Source organism: Candidatus Microbacterium colombiense (assembly GCA_029203165.1).
Taxonomy (GTDB): domain Bacteria; phylum Actinomycetota; class Actinomycetes; order Actinomycetales; family Microbacteriaceae; genus Microbacterium; species Microbacterium colombiense.
The window spans coordinates 1014336-1027459 of the sequence record CP119308.1; the positions used below are offsets into that span (position 1 = coordinate 1014336).

13 protein-coding genes and 2 pseudogenes are annotated in these 13124 nt (G+C 67.4%); 11 read left to right on the top strand and 4 right to left on the bottom strand.

All coding sequences use genetic code 11. The features are described from left to right. Positions 1-8: 8 nt before the first annotated feature. Positions 9-515 (top strand): hypothetical protein, encoded by a 507-nt coding sequence (locus P0Y60_04905; protein WEK62098.1) that lies wholly within the window; start codon positions 9-11, stop codon positions 513-515. Here the strand turns inward: P0Y60_04905 and P0Y60_04910 are convergent. Further along, positions 458-1399, bottom strand: coding sequence for a LysR family transcriptional regulator (locus P0Y60_04910; GenBank protein ID WEK62099.1), 942 nt, complete (start codon positions 1397-1399; stop codon positions 458-460). The genes P0Y60_04905 and P0Y60_04910 overlap by 58 nt on opposite strands. 125 nt (positions 1400-1524) lie before the next feature. On the opposite strand from P0Y60_04910, the pseudogene P0Y60_04915 reads away from it, so the two are divergent. Then, positions 1525-2518: pseudogene (locus P0Y60_04915) on the top strand (DUF1852 domain-containing protein). A gap of 30 nt (positions 2519-2548) precedes the next feature. Further along, positions 2549-3574: pseudogene (locus tag P0Y60_04920) on the top strand (methionine synthase). 42 nt (positions 3575-3616) lie between these two features. Here the strand turns inward: P0Y60_04920 and P0Y60_04925 are convergent. Continuing rightward, the gene (locus P0Y60_04925) at positions 3617-4549 is read right to left on the bottom strand and encodes a LysR family transcriptional regulator (protein WEK62100.1); all 933 of its coding nucleotides are present in this window, start codon (positions 4547-4549) and stop codon (positions 3617-3619) included. Between the two features lie 72 nt (positions 4550-4621). On the opposite strand from P0Y60_04925, the gene P0Y60_04930 reads away from it, so the two are divergent. After that, positions 4622-6352 carry an FAD-binding protein gene (locus P0Y60_04930; GenBank protein WEK62101.1) on the top strand — a complete coding sequence of 577 codons (1731 nt, stop codon included), beginning with the start codon at positions 4622-4624 and terminating at the stop codon, positions 6350-6352. 36 nt (positions 6353-6388) lie between these two features. Here P0Y60_04930 and P0Y60_04935 read toward each other — a convergent pair whose 3' ends face one another. Both P0Y60_04935 and P0Y60_04940 read right to left on the bottom strand, forming a co-directional pair. Beyond that, positions 6389-6604, bottom strand: coding sequence for a hypothetical protein (locus tag P0Y60_04935; GenBank protein WEK62102.1), 216 nt, complete (start codon positions 6602-6604; stop codon positions 6389-6391). 73 nt (positions 6605-6677) lie between these two features. Beyond that, the gene (locus P0Y60_04940) at positions 6678-7307 is read right to left on the bottom strand and encodes a hypothetical protein (GenBank protein ID WEK62103.1); all 630 of its coding nucleotides are present in this window, start codon (positions 7305-7307) and stop codon (positions 6678-6680) included. A gap of 55 nt (positions 7308-7362) precedes the next feature. Between P0Y60_04940 and P0Y60_04945 the strand changes: the two genes are divergently transcribed. The 7 genes from P0Y60_04945 to P0Y60_04975 all read left to right on the top strand — a co-directional run bounded on the left by P0Y60_04945 (position 7363) and on the right by P0Y60_04975 (position 13081). Next, positions 7363-8865: an L-serine ammonia-lyase, iron-sulfur-dependent, subunit alpha gene (locus tag P0Y60_04945; GenBank protein WEK62104.1), complete on the top strand. Its 1503-nt coding sequence runs from the start codon at positions 7363-7365 to the stop codon at positions 8863-8865. Positions 8866-8948: 83 nt separating this feature from the next. Beyond that, positions 8949-9701, top strand: a complete 753-nt coding sequence (locus P0Y60_04950; GenBank protein WEK62105.1) for an AAA family ATPase — start codon at positions 8949-8951, stop codon at positions 9699-9701. 41 nt (positions 9702-9742) lie between these two features. Beyond that, positions 9743-10354: a TetR family transcriptional regulator gene (locus tag P0Y60_04955; GenBank protein ID WEK62106.1), complete on the top strand. Its 612-nt coding sequence runs from the start codon at positions 9743-9745 to the stop codon at positions 10352-10354. Positions 10355-10376: 22 nt separating this feature from the next. After that, positions 10377-10925, top strand: a complete 549-nt coding sequence (locus P0Y60_04960) for a TetR family transcriptional regulator (GenBank protein WEK62107.1) — start codon at positions 10377-10379, stop codon at positions 10923-10925. Beyond that, positions 10922-11482 (top strand): dihydrofolate reductase family protein, encoded by a 561-nt coding sequence (locus P0Y60_04965; protein ID WEK62108.1) that lies wholly within the window; start codon positions 10922-10924, stop codon positions 11480-11482. Before P0Y60_04960 ends, P0Y60_04965 begins: the two co-directional genes overlap by 4 nt. Before the next feature lie 85 nt (positions 11483-11567). Then, positions 11568-12350, top strand: a complete 783-nt coding sequence (locus P0Y60_04970) for an ABC transporter ATP-binding protein (GenBank protein ID WEK62109.1) — start codon at positions 11568-11570, stop codon at positions 12348-12350. Beyond that, positions 12347-13081 (top strand): ABC transporter permease, encoded by a 735-nt coding sequence (locus P0Y60_04975; protein ID WEK62110.1) that lies wholly within the window; start codon positions 12347-12349, stop codon positions 13079-13081. The genes P0Y60_04970 and P0Y60_04975 overlap by 4 nt, the downstream gene beginning before the upstream one ends. The last annotated feature ends 43 nt before the right edge of the window (positions 13082-13124 follow it).

The following is a 13124-nucleotide window of genomic DNA, read 5'->3' on the forward strand; positions in this document are numbered from 1 at the left end:
ACGCGCCGGTGCGCATCGCGGGACAGGCGCTCTTCATGGTTGTGATGGGCGCGCTGCTGGTGTGCGCGGTCATCCTGGGGATCGACGCAGCATCCACCGCCGATGAACCGATCGTCTGGGGAACCTTCCAGGAGACCGATTGCGAGCAAAGGGCGAAGGGCGGCTGTCGAAGCATCGGAACGTGGACGAGTGATGATGGAACGATTCGCAAGACAAACGTCAAGTTGGATGGATGGCCCGAGTCCGACGGAAGTGTGCGGGCGTCGTACCGTCCGCACGGCTTCCTCAACGACGACGAGAACAACATCGTTCACGTTGAGGCCTTCGCCTACGGATGGCTCTGGGGGCCGTGGGCCGGTGTGCTCTTCATCATCGGCGTGGTCGTGTACTACTCCCGCAAGTGGTGGCCTGCGCGGAGGAGGCATCGCCAGGTTGCGTCTGCTCTGGAGCCAGATTCCTACCCCAGCAGCTCCACCCCGAACCCCGCCACCACGGCGCGCAGCTCTTCCAGGTAGCGCTGCGCCTGCTCGGTGAGCGGGATCGCGGACTGGCCGATCCAGCCGATCTCGATGCGTTCGTCGACGTCGAGCGGGATCGCGACGATCTCGGGGTCGAGGTCGTCGCTGATGATGCCGGTCGAGATCGTGTAGCCGTCGAGACCGATCATGAGGTTGAAGATGGTCGCGCGGTCGGAAACCCGGATCTCCTGCTTGCTCGACAGGGTCGAGAGGATCTCCTCGGCGAAGTAGAACGAGTTGTTCGCGCCCTGGTCGAAGGTGAGCCGCGGGAGCTCGGCGAGGTCGTCGAGGGTGACGCTCTCGCGAGAGGCGAGCGGGTTCTTCCGTGAGATGAAGATGTGCGGCTCGGCGAGGAAGAGCGGGTGGAACGCGAGCCCGGAGTCGCGCAGCAGTTTGTCGATCACGTTGCCGTTGAAGTCGTTCCGGTAGAGGATGCCGAGCTCGCTGCGGAGCGTGCGGACGTCTTCGATGATGTCCCAGGTGCGCGTCTCCCGCAGTGAGAACTCGTACTCGGCTGCGTTGCTGCCCTTCACCATGCGCACGAACGCGTCGACCACGAAGGAGTAGTGCTGCGCCGATACTCCGAGCAGACGGCGGGAGGGCGGGCGGCCGAGGTAGCGCTGCTCGAGCAGCTCCACCTGCTCGGTGACCTGCCGCGCGTAGCCGAGGAACTCCGCGCCGTCGTCGGTGAGCGTCACGCCGCGGGCGGATCGCAGGAAGAGGGTGCGGCCGATGCGTGCCTCGAGGTCCTTCATCGCCGCTGACATGGTCGGCTGCGAGACGTAGAGCAGATCGGCGGCCGCGCTGATCGACCCTTCCGCCGCGACCTCGATGAAATACAGGAGCTGTTGCAGGGTGATGCTGTTGGATCCGCGCGCCATAGGTAGAGGCTATAACAATGCATAGCCCCGGCGAGTTACTCGATATTCCACTCGCGGATGCACCATGGCTGTACAGACTTCCGCGCGGCCGACCGGGCCGCTCACCGCTATCAGATGGGCCCATCATGGCGAACGAGTTCACGTTCAACATCTCCACCACTCGCTTCGACGAGGACTACGCGCCGTCGGAGAACTCGCGCATCACCACGAACTTCGCCAACCTGGCTCGCGGTGAACACCGCCAGCAGAACCTCCGCAACGCCCTGACGATGATCGACCGCCGCTTCAACGATCTCGCGCACTGGGACAACCCGACCCGTGACCGCTACACCGTCGAGCTCGAGATCGTCTCGGTCGAGCTGGAGTTCACGGCGGGCGATGAGGATCAGGAGTTCCCTCTCCTCGAGGTCCTCGACATCCAGATCCTCGACCGGCAGACCGGCGAGCGTCACCACGGCATCGTGGGGAACAACTTCTCCTCGTACGTGCGCGACTACGACTTCAGCGTGCTGCTGCCGGCCGTCACGGAGGCTGCGGGGAAGTTCACCCTGCCCGATGAGTTCGGCGTTCTGCACGGCAAGCTCTTCCAGCACTTCCTCGCATCCGACGCCTACCAGGCGCGATTCTCGACCTCGCCGGTCATCTGCATCAGCGTCTCGACGAGCAAGGAGTACCAGCGCACCGCGAACCAGCACCCGATCCTCGGCGTGGAGTATCAGCAGGACGACTACTCCCTGACCGACGAGTACTTCGGCAAGATGGGTCTCAACGTGCGCTACTTCATGCCTCCCGGAAGCGTCGCGCCGCTCGCGTTCTACTTCCGGGGCGATCTGCTCGCGGACTACTCCAACCTGCAGCTGATCGGCACGATCAGCACGATGGAGACGTTCCAGAAGATCTACCGTCCGGAGATCTACAACGCGAACTCGGCTGCCGCGAGCACCTACCGGCCGACCCTCGACCAGCACGACTACTCGCGGTACGAAGGTCTCGTACGACCGCGAAGAGCGCAACCAGCTCGCGCGGGCGCAGGGCAAGCACACGGCGGAGCACTTCATCGAGCCGCACAAGGACGTGCTCGACCGGTGGGCCGCGAACTACCCGACTCCGGTCGCGTGACGGGCGAAGGATCACGATCATGAACACTCTCTCCCCACGTCGATCGTCGGCAGCCTTCCGAAGCCGTCGTGGCTCGCGCAGCCGGAGACCCTCTGGTCTCCGTGGCGGCTGCCGGCGACGACCCTGGTCGAAGGCAAGCAGGATGCGCTGCGCCTCGCTGTCGAGGAGCAGCGCCAGGCCGGCCTCGACATCATCAGCGACGGCGAGCAGACCCGCCAGCACTTCGTCACGACGTTCATCGAGCACCTCGACGGTGTCGACTTCGATCAGCGCGAGACGGTGCGCATCCGCAATCGGTACGACGCGAGCGTGCCCACCGTCGTCGGTGCCGTGAGTCGTCAGAGGTCCGTGTTCGTCGAGGATGCGAAGTACCTTCGTCAGCAGACCGACCAGCCCATCAAGTGGGCGCTCCCCGGTCCGATGACGATGATCGACACGCTCGCCGACCGTCACTACAAGAGCCGCGAGAAGCTCGCCTGGGAGTTCGCGACGATCCTCAACCAGGAGGCGCGCGAGCTCGAGGCCGCAGGCGTCGACGTCATCCAGTTCGACGAGCCGTCCTTCAACGTCTTCTTCGACGAGCTGAAGGACTGGGGTGTCGCGGCACTGGAGCGTGCGGCCGAGGGCCTGCGCGCCGAGACCGTCGTGCACATCTGTTACGGCTACGGCATCAAGGCGAACACCGATTGGAAGGCGACGCTCGGGGCGGAGTGGCGGCAATACGAGGAGTCGTTCCCGTTGCTGCAGCAGTCCACGATCGACACCGTCTCGCTGGAGAGCCGCAACTCCCACGTGCCGCTGGAATTGCTCGAACTCATCCGTGGCAAGAAGGTGATGCTCGGAGCGATCGACGTGGCCAGCGAGACGATCGAGACTTCGGAGCAGGTCGCCGAGACCCTTCGCGACGCGCTCGCCTACGTGGATGCCGACAAGCTGATCGCGAGCACGAACTGCGGAATGGCCCCGCTGCCGCGCTCGGTCGCACGAGGCAAGCTGGCCGCGCTCAGCGCGGGCGCGGCGATCCTGCGCGAGGAGCTCGTCGGCGCGAAGGTCTAGATCGCGGCGGGGTTGTCTCGGCAGGTCAGTCGAGCAGCGGAATCAGTCGAGCAGTGAGGTGATGGCGGGGTCGCGGTGTGCGACCTCGACCGCGGTCGACAGGATCACGTCGCGCATCGCAGCGACGGCCACGGCGGGAGTGACGTCGGATCGGTGGGCGAGGCTCACCACACGCGTCATCATCGGATGCGTGAGGCGCACCGAGCGCAGCGCCGGCTGATCGAGCAGCACCATCGCGGGTACCACGGCCACGCCGATTCCGCGCTCGACGAAACGGAGCACGGCATCCATCTCGGCGCCCTCCAGCACGTGGTTGGGTGTGAGCCCGGCCGAGCGGAAAGCGGCGTCGGTCGCCGCGCGCAGCTCGTAGGTCTCGTCGAGGGCGATGAGGGGCAGCGTGGCGAGGTAGTCGAGCCCGATCGACGGCGTCACCGCGATCGGAGCCCGGGATGCCGCCGACACGACGACGAGCTCTTCGGTGAGGAGCGGCGTTCTCGTGAGGCTGAAGCCGGAAGGCGGGGGACCGTCGGACTCGGTGATGAGCGCGATGTCGACCGCGCCGATCGCCAGCTGCTCCACCAGCGCGCGGGAACCGCTCTCGATGAGATGGAGGTCGACGCCGGGGTGGGATGAGTGAAAGGTGCTGATCGCCTCGGCGACGAGGCTGATGCAGAGCGTGGGCGGGGCGCCGAGGCGCACCCGACCGCGGCGGAGTCCCGCGAGCTCACCCATCTCCTCACGGATCGCTTCGGCTTCGGCCAGCATGCGCTGCGCGCGGGGGAGCAGGGCATCACCAGACGCGGTCAACGTGATGTGTCCGCGCGCGCGGTGGAAGAGTTCGGTTCCGAGCTCTCGCTCGAGTGTGGAGATCTGTCGGCTGAGCGACGGCTGCGCCAGATGCAGGTGCTCGGACGCTCGGGTGAAATGACCGAGCCGTGCGATCTCGACGAATCCTCGAAGCTGCTCCAGATTCATAGGCCCAGTCTATCGAAACCAGTAGAACTATGCATTGGACGGTATTAGGGTGACCTAACTAGCGTTGATCTCATGAGTACACGCGAACGTCAGATCTCCACTACGGTCCTGGTCATCGGAACCGGAGGCTCCGGGCTGCGGGCGGCGATCGAGATCGCCGAACACGGTGTCGATGTCCTCGCCGTCGGCAAGCGCCCCCGTCAGGATGCCCACACGTCCCTCGCCGCCGGTGGCATCAATGCCGCCCTCGGCACGATGGACGAAGCCGACACCTGGCAGCAGCACGCTGCCGACACCATCAAGGAGAGCTACCTGCTCGCCAACCCGCACACGGTCGAGATCGTGACGCAGGGAGCGGAGCGCGGCATCCGCGACCTCGAACGCTGGGGCATGGACTTCGCCCGCGAGGACGACGGCCGCATCTCGCAGCGCTTCTTCGGCGCGCACACCTTCCGCCGCACGGCCTTCTCGGGCGACTACACGGGCCTCGAGATCCAGCGCACCCTCGTGCGCAAGGCCGAGCAGCTCGAGGTGCCGATCCTCGACAACGTCTACATCACGCGCCTGCTCGTGCGCGATAACGTGATCTTCGGCGCCTACGGTTTCGACCAGGCCGACGGCACGCGCTACCTGATCCACGCCGACTCGGTGATCCTCGCCGCCGGCGGACACAATCGCATCTGGCGCCGCACCTCCTCGCGTCGCGACGAGAACACCGGCGACTCCTTCCGCCTCGCGGTCGACGCCGGCGCCCGTCTGCGCGACCCCGAGCTCGTGCAGTTCCACCCGTCCGGCATCATCGAGCCCGAGAACGCCGCGGGCACGTTGATCTCCGAGGCTGCTCGTGGCGAGGGCGGGGTGCTGCGCAACGCCCTCGGTGAGCGCTTCATGCCGAAGTACGACCCGGAGCGTCAGGAGCTGTCGACCCGCGACCGGGTCGCGCTCGCCGCGTACACCGAGATCAAGGAGGGGCGCGGCACCGAGAACGGCGGCGTCTGGCTCGACGTCTCGCACCTGCCGCGCGAAGTGATCATGACCCGTCTGCCGCGCGTCTACCAGACGATGATGGAGCTGCAGATGCTCGACATCACCACTGATCCGATCGAGATCGCGCCGACCGCGCACTACTCGATGGGTGGAGTGTGGGTGCGTCCGGAGGATCACCAGACCGACGTCGAGGGCCTCTACGCGATCGGCGAGGCCTCCAGTGGCCTCCACGGCGCGAACCGTCTCGGCGGCAACTCGCTCATCGAGCTTCTCGTCTACGGCAGGATCGTCGGACAGGCCGCGATGGAGCATGCGGCGGGTCTCGAGGCGCAGAACCGCTCGGCGGAGGCAGTGGCCGTGGCACGCGCCGAGATCGCCGATCTGCTCGCCGCCGACGGTCGCGAGAACGTCCGCGCCCTGCAGCGCGCCATCCGCAACACGATGACCGAGTACGCCGGCGTGGTCCGCGACGAGGAGGGTCTGCGGGCGGGTCTCGCCGAGCTCGACATGATCGAGGGGCGCATGGAAGACATCGGCATCCACCCCGACATCGCCGGGTTCCAGGACCTCGCGCACGCGTTCGATCTCAAGGCCTCGGCGCTCGCCGCCCGCGCCACCATGGAGGCCGCGCTGGAACGTCGCGAGACTCGCGGATGCCACAACCGCAGCGACTTCCCCGACACCGACCCGACGCTGCAGGTGAACCTCGTCTGGAGCCCCCGCGACGGCATCACGCACGAGGCGATCCCCGAGATCCCCGTCGAGATCGCCGAGCTCATGCGCGAGGTCGACACCGCGGGCAAGCTCGTCGAGTAATCGTCACCCGGTTCGTGCTCTTCGAGGAGCTGCAGGTCAGTCGGCCTGCGGCTCCTCGGTGTCGATCACACCGATGCCGACGGCCTCGTGATCGGGTTCCGGCTCATCACGCTTCGGTGCGACCGGCTCCTCACCCGGGTCCTTCTCGGTGCTCGGCTCCTGCAGTTGCTCGGTGCTGGGCACTTCTTCGGGGTCGGCCTGCTCGACCGACTCCGCCTGTTGTGGCTCCTGGTCCGGTGTGCTGTTCGTCATGATCACCCTTTCGTGATTCGTCACGATCAGGATGCCGCCGTCCTCCGTGCGTGCGAAGGGGGTTGACGGGTGATCAGAAGTGCATCTGCGTGAGGGTGCCGTACTTGATCAGGAGCTCTTCGAGATCCGAACCGTCGGTGTCTTCGACGCGGACGGTCCTGCCACCGCCGGCGAGCACGATGTCGGGGCCGTTGGAGAAGAGCAGCGTCGACCACGGCGAGGCCCAGATACTCGCACCAGCGGCATCCCGAGCCGTCACACCGTCCGCATCCATCGCGATCTCGACGACCTTGTCGGTCCCCTTCACGGCGAACGCGACGGGGAACTCGCTGCCCTCCCACTCCCGGAAGTACGCGGTCACGCCGATCTTCGCCTGCGGGAACCCGGCCCGCAGGCTGCGGCCGATGCGTGACACGTGCACCTCGCGCTCAACCGGCTCACCGTTCTCGTCTGCCGTGGTGATCGTGAGGCTGCCGCCGACCTCATAGGTCTGGCGGAACAGCTCCTCTTGCCGCGTGTCGTCGGGGGCGAGGTCGCTGCTCTGGAGGAAGGGCTGTTCGCCGATCCATCCGGTGCTCACCGTCCAGGTGCGCGTCGTCGCGGTCCGCTTGCGCCGCGAGCTGAGCACGCCGAGGACGACGATGGCGATCAGTACGAGAACGCCGAGGGCGAGGAAGAGAAGGATTCCGGTGTCATCACTCACGGGAACAGGCTAGCGGGGGTTAACCCGGCGACTCGATGCGGCGTAACCTGGACGCGTGAATGCGTATGTCTCGGCTTTCGATCTGTTCTCCATCGGTGTGGGACCGTCGAGCTCTCACACGGTCGGGCCGATGCGAGCGGCGCTCGACTTCGTGCAGCGACTGAGCGCGAATCGGACTCTGGACACCGTCGCCGGGGTCGAGTGCACCCTGTTCGGTTCGCTCGGCGCGACCGGGATCGGGCACGGCACACCGGACGCCGTCGTCGCCGGTCTGCGCGGGCTCTCACCCGAGACCTGCGACCCCGCGGATGTCCGTTCGGCGTGGACGGACTTTCCGATCGGCGGCTCACTGACCCTCGACGGCACGCAGGTGATCCCGTTCGCGAAGACCGACATCGTGTTCGCCCCGCGCACGCGACTGCCGGGCCACCCGAACGCCATGACGATCGTCGCGCGCGATGCCGGCGGCACGTCGGTGGCGCAAGAGACCTACTACTCCACGGGCGGAGGGTTCATCCGTCGCGAGGGCGAAGGGGCGCCGATCGCCGCGTCCTCGTTCCCCTATCCCTACACGGATGCGGCGTCGCTGCTCGCCCTGTGCGACGAGCACGGTCTCTCGATCGCCGAGGTCGCGCGTCTGAACGAGACCTCGGTGCGCACGGAGGAAGACGTCGCCGCCGGACTCGATGCGATCTGGAACGCGATGTCGGCCTGTGTCGATGCCGGTCTGCATTCCGACGGCGTGCTGCCGGGCATGCTCAAGGTGAAGCGTCGGGCCGGCACGATCCGCGCGCAGCTCGACGAGGTCGAGGCCGACGGGCACCGTGAGCTTCCGGGAGAGTGGCTCGGCGCCTTCGCGCTCGCGGTCAACGAGGAGAACGCCGCGGGCGGTCGCGTGGTCACCGCTCCCACGAACGGTGCCGCCGGCATCCTTCCCGCGGTCGCGATGTACTGGTGGCGGTTCCTGGCCGACTCCGGGCTCGGTGCGGGAAACGCCGTCACGCCCTACGGAGAGCTGGTCGGCAGCGCCCTGCTCGGATTCGGGCCCGACGCCCGCGGTGCCGCCGCGGCGCACGAGGCCGACATCGATGCCGACCAGACGGCCGAGGCGAATCGTCGCCGCGGCATCCGGCGATTCCTGCTCACCGCGACCGCGCTCGGGTCGCTGTTCAAGGCGAACGCGTCGATCTCGGGCGCAGAGGGTGGATGCCAGGCCGAGGTCGGATCGGCGTGCGCGATGGCCGCGGGCGGTCTCACCGCGGTGATGGGAGGCACGAATCGGCAGATCGAGAACGCCGCCGAGATCGCGATGGAGCATCACCTCGGACTCACCTGCGACCCGATCGGTGGACTCGTGCAGATCCCCTGCATCGAGCGCAACGCGATCGCGGCATCGACCGCGGTCACCGCCGCCCGCCTCGCGCTGCGCGGTGACGGCAGCCATTACGTGTCGCTCGACGCGGTGGTCGAGACCATGCGCCAGACCGGCGCCGACATGTCGACGAAGTACAAGGAGACCAGCGAGGGCGGCCTCGCGGTCAACGTCATCGAGTGCTGAGTGCCCGTTGAGTGCGCTTGTGTCGGGCGCGTGTCGGCGGCCGCCGGTAGTCTCCACGGGATGCCGACGCAGGGAGTGAACCGATGGATCCGTTCTGGGACCCGAACAGCAGGCGTCGGCGCCAGCAGCCGGTGGTCGCCGTGCGCCCGACGTCGGATGCGCCGGCCCCCAGCCGTCGCTGGCCCGCGAACATCCCAGCCGTGGCGCAGGTGCTGCGCGAGGGCATCGATCTCGACCCCGGCGTGACCTTCCTCGTCGGCGAGAACGGCAGCGGCAAGTCGACCATCGTCGAAGGGATCGCGATCGCCTACGGGCTGTCGCCGGAGGGTGGCTCGCGCAACGCGCAGCATCGCACGCGCCCGACCGAGTCGCCGCTCTCGGACTGGCTGCAGCTGCAGCGTGGCGTGGGGGCGAACCGGTGGGGGTTCTTCCTCCGCGCCGAGACGATGCACTCGTTCTACACCTACCTCGAAGAGAATCCCTCGGCGAGGGGAGACGTCGCCTTCCACGAGATGAGCCACGGCGAATCATTCCTGGCGCTGCTGGAGAGTCGCTTCGATGAGCCGGGTTTCTACTGCCTCGACGAGCCCGAGGCCGCCCTGTCGTTCTCGTCGACCCTGTCGTTGATCGCGGTGCTCCAGCGCATTGTCGACGAGGGCGGTCAAGTGCTCTGCGCCACGCACTCGCCCGTGCTGGCTGCGCTTCCAGGCGCCCGCATCCTCGAGGTCGGCGACTGGGGCATTCGACCCGCCGAGTGGAACGATCTCGAACTCGTCAACCACTGGAGATCGTTCCTCGGCTCCCCGCCGCGCTACCTGCGCCACCTGTTGGACTAGCGCCGGAGCTCGGGCGTGGGGGAGGTCGTAGGCTGGCGGGCATGACCGAGCAGAAGCCCCTCCGGCGGCGCGGCCGTCCGAAAGGTGTCTCCGATACTCGGGCGCGGATCATCGCGGCTGCCGTCGAAGAGTTCGGCGAGCAGGGGTACGACGGTGCGACGATCCGGCTGATCGCCGCGCGAGCAGAGGTGGACTCGGCGCTCGTCCACCATTACTTCGGCACCAAGGCCGACCTCTTCGCCGAGGCTGTCGGCATCCCGTTGCGACCCGACATCGATGTGCCCGGCATCCTCGCAGGCCCGCGCGACGAGGTGGGGGAGCGGCTCATCCGTTACGTGCTGCAGGCGTTCGAGCAGCCGGATGTGCGCCGGCGCGGCGTCATGCTGCTGCGCACGGCGCTCGGCAGCAAACTCACGACTCCGCTGCTGGCGGGATTCCTCTCGCGCGAACTCCTTTCGCGGGTGGCGCGCAGTCTCGACGCTGACGACGCCGAGTTGCGGGCGTCGCTCGTCGCCTCGCAGATCGCCGGCATGCTGATCACCCGGTATGTGCTGCGTCTCCCTCCGCTCGCCGATGCCACGGTCGACGAACTCGTGGCGCGCGTCGGCCCCACGCTGCAGCGCTACCTCTTCGACGGAGTCACATCCCATTAATCAGTTATGATTTACTAATGGAATGGCTCGTCCCCCTCGCTCCTCCGACGCTGAGCTGCTGGATCGCATAGTTGCAGCCCTCGCTCAGCGCACGTCGACCGAACCCTGGAAGCTCGATGAGATCGCGCCGGCGGCGGGGATCAGCGCCGCGGGTCTGATCAAGCGGTTCGGATCGAAAGAGCGCCTGCTCCTCGCCCTCTCGCGGCGATGGATCGACGGCATCCCTCGCGCGCCGATCGACCCGGAGCGTGCGCGGGATGAGCTCCACTCGTACGGGCACGCGCACTTCGCGACGGCCTCGTCTTCTGCGGCGATCGCGGGGCTCGGTGAGCTGATGCGTGATCTGTGGTCGCCTGAGGCGGCAGAGCTGCTCCGAGAGGGGTGGACCCGACAGGCTCACTATCTCGAGTCACTGCTCGCACACCTGTCGCTCCGCGCCGACGTCGATCTCCGTGCCGCGTCTCTGCTGATGCTCGACGCCCTGCACGGAAGTCTGTACCGGCAGGCGGTCTCGCTCGATCCCACCTCGCCGGAATCCACCATCGACACCCTCGTGAAAGGCTGGACATGAACCTCGATCGCTCCTGGCGCGGATGCGTCTTCATCGGAACGAGCCTCGACGGCTACATCGCCAAACCCGATGGCGACCTCTCCTGGCTCACGGAACCGGAGCACCGAGCGCACATCGCCGAAGAGGGAGCGCACCCGGGGCTGATCTGGGAGACCTTCTTCCCGACGGTCGACGCGCTCGTCATGGGGCGCACCACCTACGACACGGTGTCGGGCTTCGATGAGTGGCCCTTCGATGGAGCGACCGTCGTGGTGCTCAGCACGACTCTCACCGAGAGCGAGCATGCCCGGATCGCCCGCTCGGTCGACGAGGTCAGCGCCATCCTCGCGGAGGTCGAGGCGAAGCGCGTCTACGTCGATGGCGGGCGCACCATCCAGTCCTTCCTCGCCGCAGGGCTCATCGATGAGATCACCGTCTCGATCGCTCCCATCCTGCTCGGACGTGGGAGCCGGCTCTTCGGCGACCTCGATCGCGACGTTCTGCTCACCCTGCGCGGGCATCACTCCACGGGTGGGGATGGCCTCGTGCGCATCACCTACGACGTGGTGCCGAGGTAGGTCGACGCGCGCGCTCGGGGGAGGCCGGAGTGCGCGCGTCATCGTCCTGTTGACGGCGCCACCTCGTCGGCGCATAATTCATCGCATGATGAATAATCTCGCGGTCGAGGTGTCTCAGCTGCGTGTGCAGCGCGGGAAGACACCGGTGTTCGACGGGATCGACCTCGCGATCCCGCGGGGGCAGATCACCGGGTTGCTCGGACCCTCCGGATGCGGCAAGACCACGCTCATGCGCTCGATCGTCGGCGTGCAGCGCATCGCATCCGGCCACGTGACGGTGCTCGGTGAGCCCGGCGGTTCGCGGCAGCTGCGGCACCGTGTGGCCTACGGCACCCAGGGCGCCGCGGTGTACGGCGACCTGACCGTGCGGCAGAACCTGTCGTACTTCGCGGCGCTGCTGAAGGCGCCGAACGGCGACGTCGACCGGGTCATCGCCGACGTCGGCCTCGGCCCCCAGTCCGGCCAGCTCGTCGACTCCCTCAGCGGCGGGCAGTCGACGCGGGTCTCGCTCGCGATGGCGCTGATCGGATCGCCCGAGCTCGTGGTGCTGGACGAGCCGACCGTCGGTCTCGACCCGCTGCTGCGGTCCGAGCTGTGGGAGCTTTTCCGCGGTCTCGCCGACCGCGGCGTCACCCTCATCGTCTCGAGTCATGTGATGGACGAAGCCCTCCGCTGCGACCGACTGCTGCTTCTGCGTGAAGGCAGGATCATCGCCGACACCACGCCGCGCGCGCTGCTGGCCGACACCGGAACCGACGATCCCGAGGCCGCGTTCCTGGCCTTGATCGAACGGGATCGGTCTCTCTCCCCCGACACGAGGCGATCCCGTCGAGAGGCGCGGCGCGACGACGAGGAGGCGGCCTCGTGAACGGGCTGCGGACGTTCGCGACCGCCGGCCGCGTCCTGACTCAGCTGCGCCACGACCCCCGCTCGATCGTGCTCATGCTCATCGCGCCCAGCCTGCTCGTCGGGCTGTTCGCCTGGCTGTTCAGCGATCAGAAGGGCGTGTTCGATCAGTTCGGCGGAGCGATTCTGGCGCTCTTCCCGTTCATCGTGATGTTCCTGATCACCTCGATCACGACGCTGCGTGAGCGGCGCTCCGGCACGCTCGAGCGACTCATGACCACCCCGCTCGGCAAGGCCGACTTCATCCTCGGCTACGCGCTCGCCTTCGGGCTGATGGCGCTGCTGCAGGCCGTGATCACGGTGTCGTTCGCGGTGGGCGTGTGCGGTCTCGATGTCGACGGACCGCTGTGGCAGCTCGGGCTGGTCGCGGTCGTCGACGCGCTGCTCGGCACGGCTCTCGGACTGCTGGCGAGCGCTTTCGCCCAGACCGAGTTCCAGGCCGTGCAGTTCATGCCCCTGCTCGTGTTCCCGCAGATCATCCTCGGCGGTCTCTTCATGCCCCGCGATCAGATGCCCGACGTGCTCCACGCCATCTCCGATTGGCTGCCGCTGAGCTATGCGATCGACACGATCAATGCGGTCGCCGCGGGTGATGAGGGGTGGGACGTGTTCGGTCCGCTGCTCGTCGTCGTCGCCTTCGCGGTGGGCGCGCTCATCCTCGCAGCGCTGACACTGCGCCGCCGCACCCGCTGAGGCGCCGGCTCGGTCTCTCGGGCGACGCGGTCTCTCTGGCCGC

Coding starts and splice junctions, on each gene's coding strand:
- P0Y60_04910 (WEK62099.1), bottom strand. CDS start 1,399: ATGGCGCGCGGATCCAACAGCATCACCCTGCAACAGCTCCTGTATTTC.
- P0Y60_04925 (WEK62100.1), bottom strand. CDS start 4,549: ATGAATCTGGAGCAGCTTCGAGGATTCGTCGAGATCGCACGGCTCGGT.
- P0Y60_04930 (WEK62101.1), top strand. CDS start 4,622: ATGAGTACACGCGAACGTCAGATCTCCACTACGGTCCTGGTCATCGGA.
- P0Y60_04935 (WEK62102.1), bottom strand. CDS start 6,604: ATGACGAACAGCACACCGGACCAGGAGCCACAACAGGCGGAGTCGGTC.
- P0Y60_04950 (WEK62105.1), top strand. CDS start 8,949: ATGGATCCGTTCTGGGACCCGAACAGCAGGCGTCGGCGCCAGCAGCCG.
- P0Y60_04955 (WEK62106.1), top strand. CDS start 9,743: ATGACCGAGCAGAAGCCCCTCCGGCGGCGCGGCCGTCCGAAAGGTGTC.
- P0Y60_04960 (WEK62107.1), top strand. CDS start 10,377: ATGGCTCGTCCCCCTCGCTCCTCCGACGCTGAGCTGCTGGATCGCATA.
- P0Y60_04965 (WEK62108.1), top strand. CDS start 10,922: ATGAACCTCGATCGCTCCTGGCGCGGATGCGTCTTCATCGGAACGAGC.
- P0Y60_04970 (WEK62109.1), top strand. CDS start 11,568: ATGATGAATAATCTCGCGGTCGAGGTGTCTCAGCTGCGTGTGCAGCGC.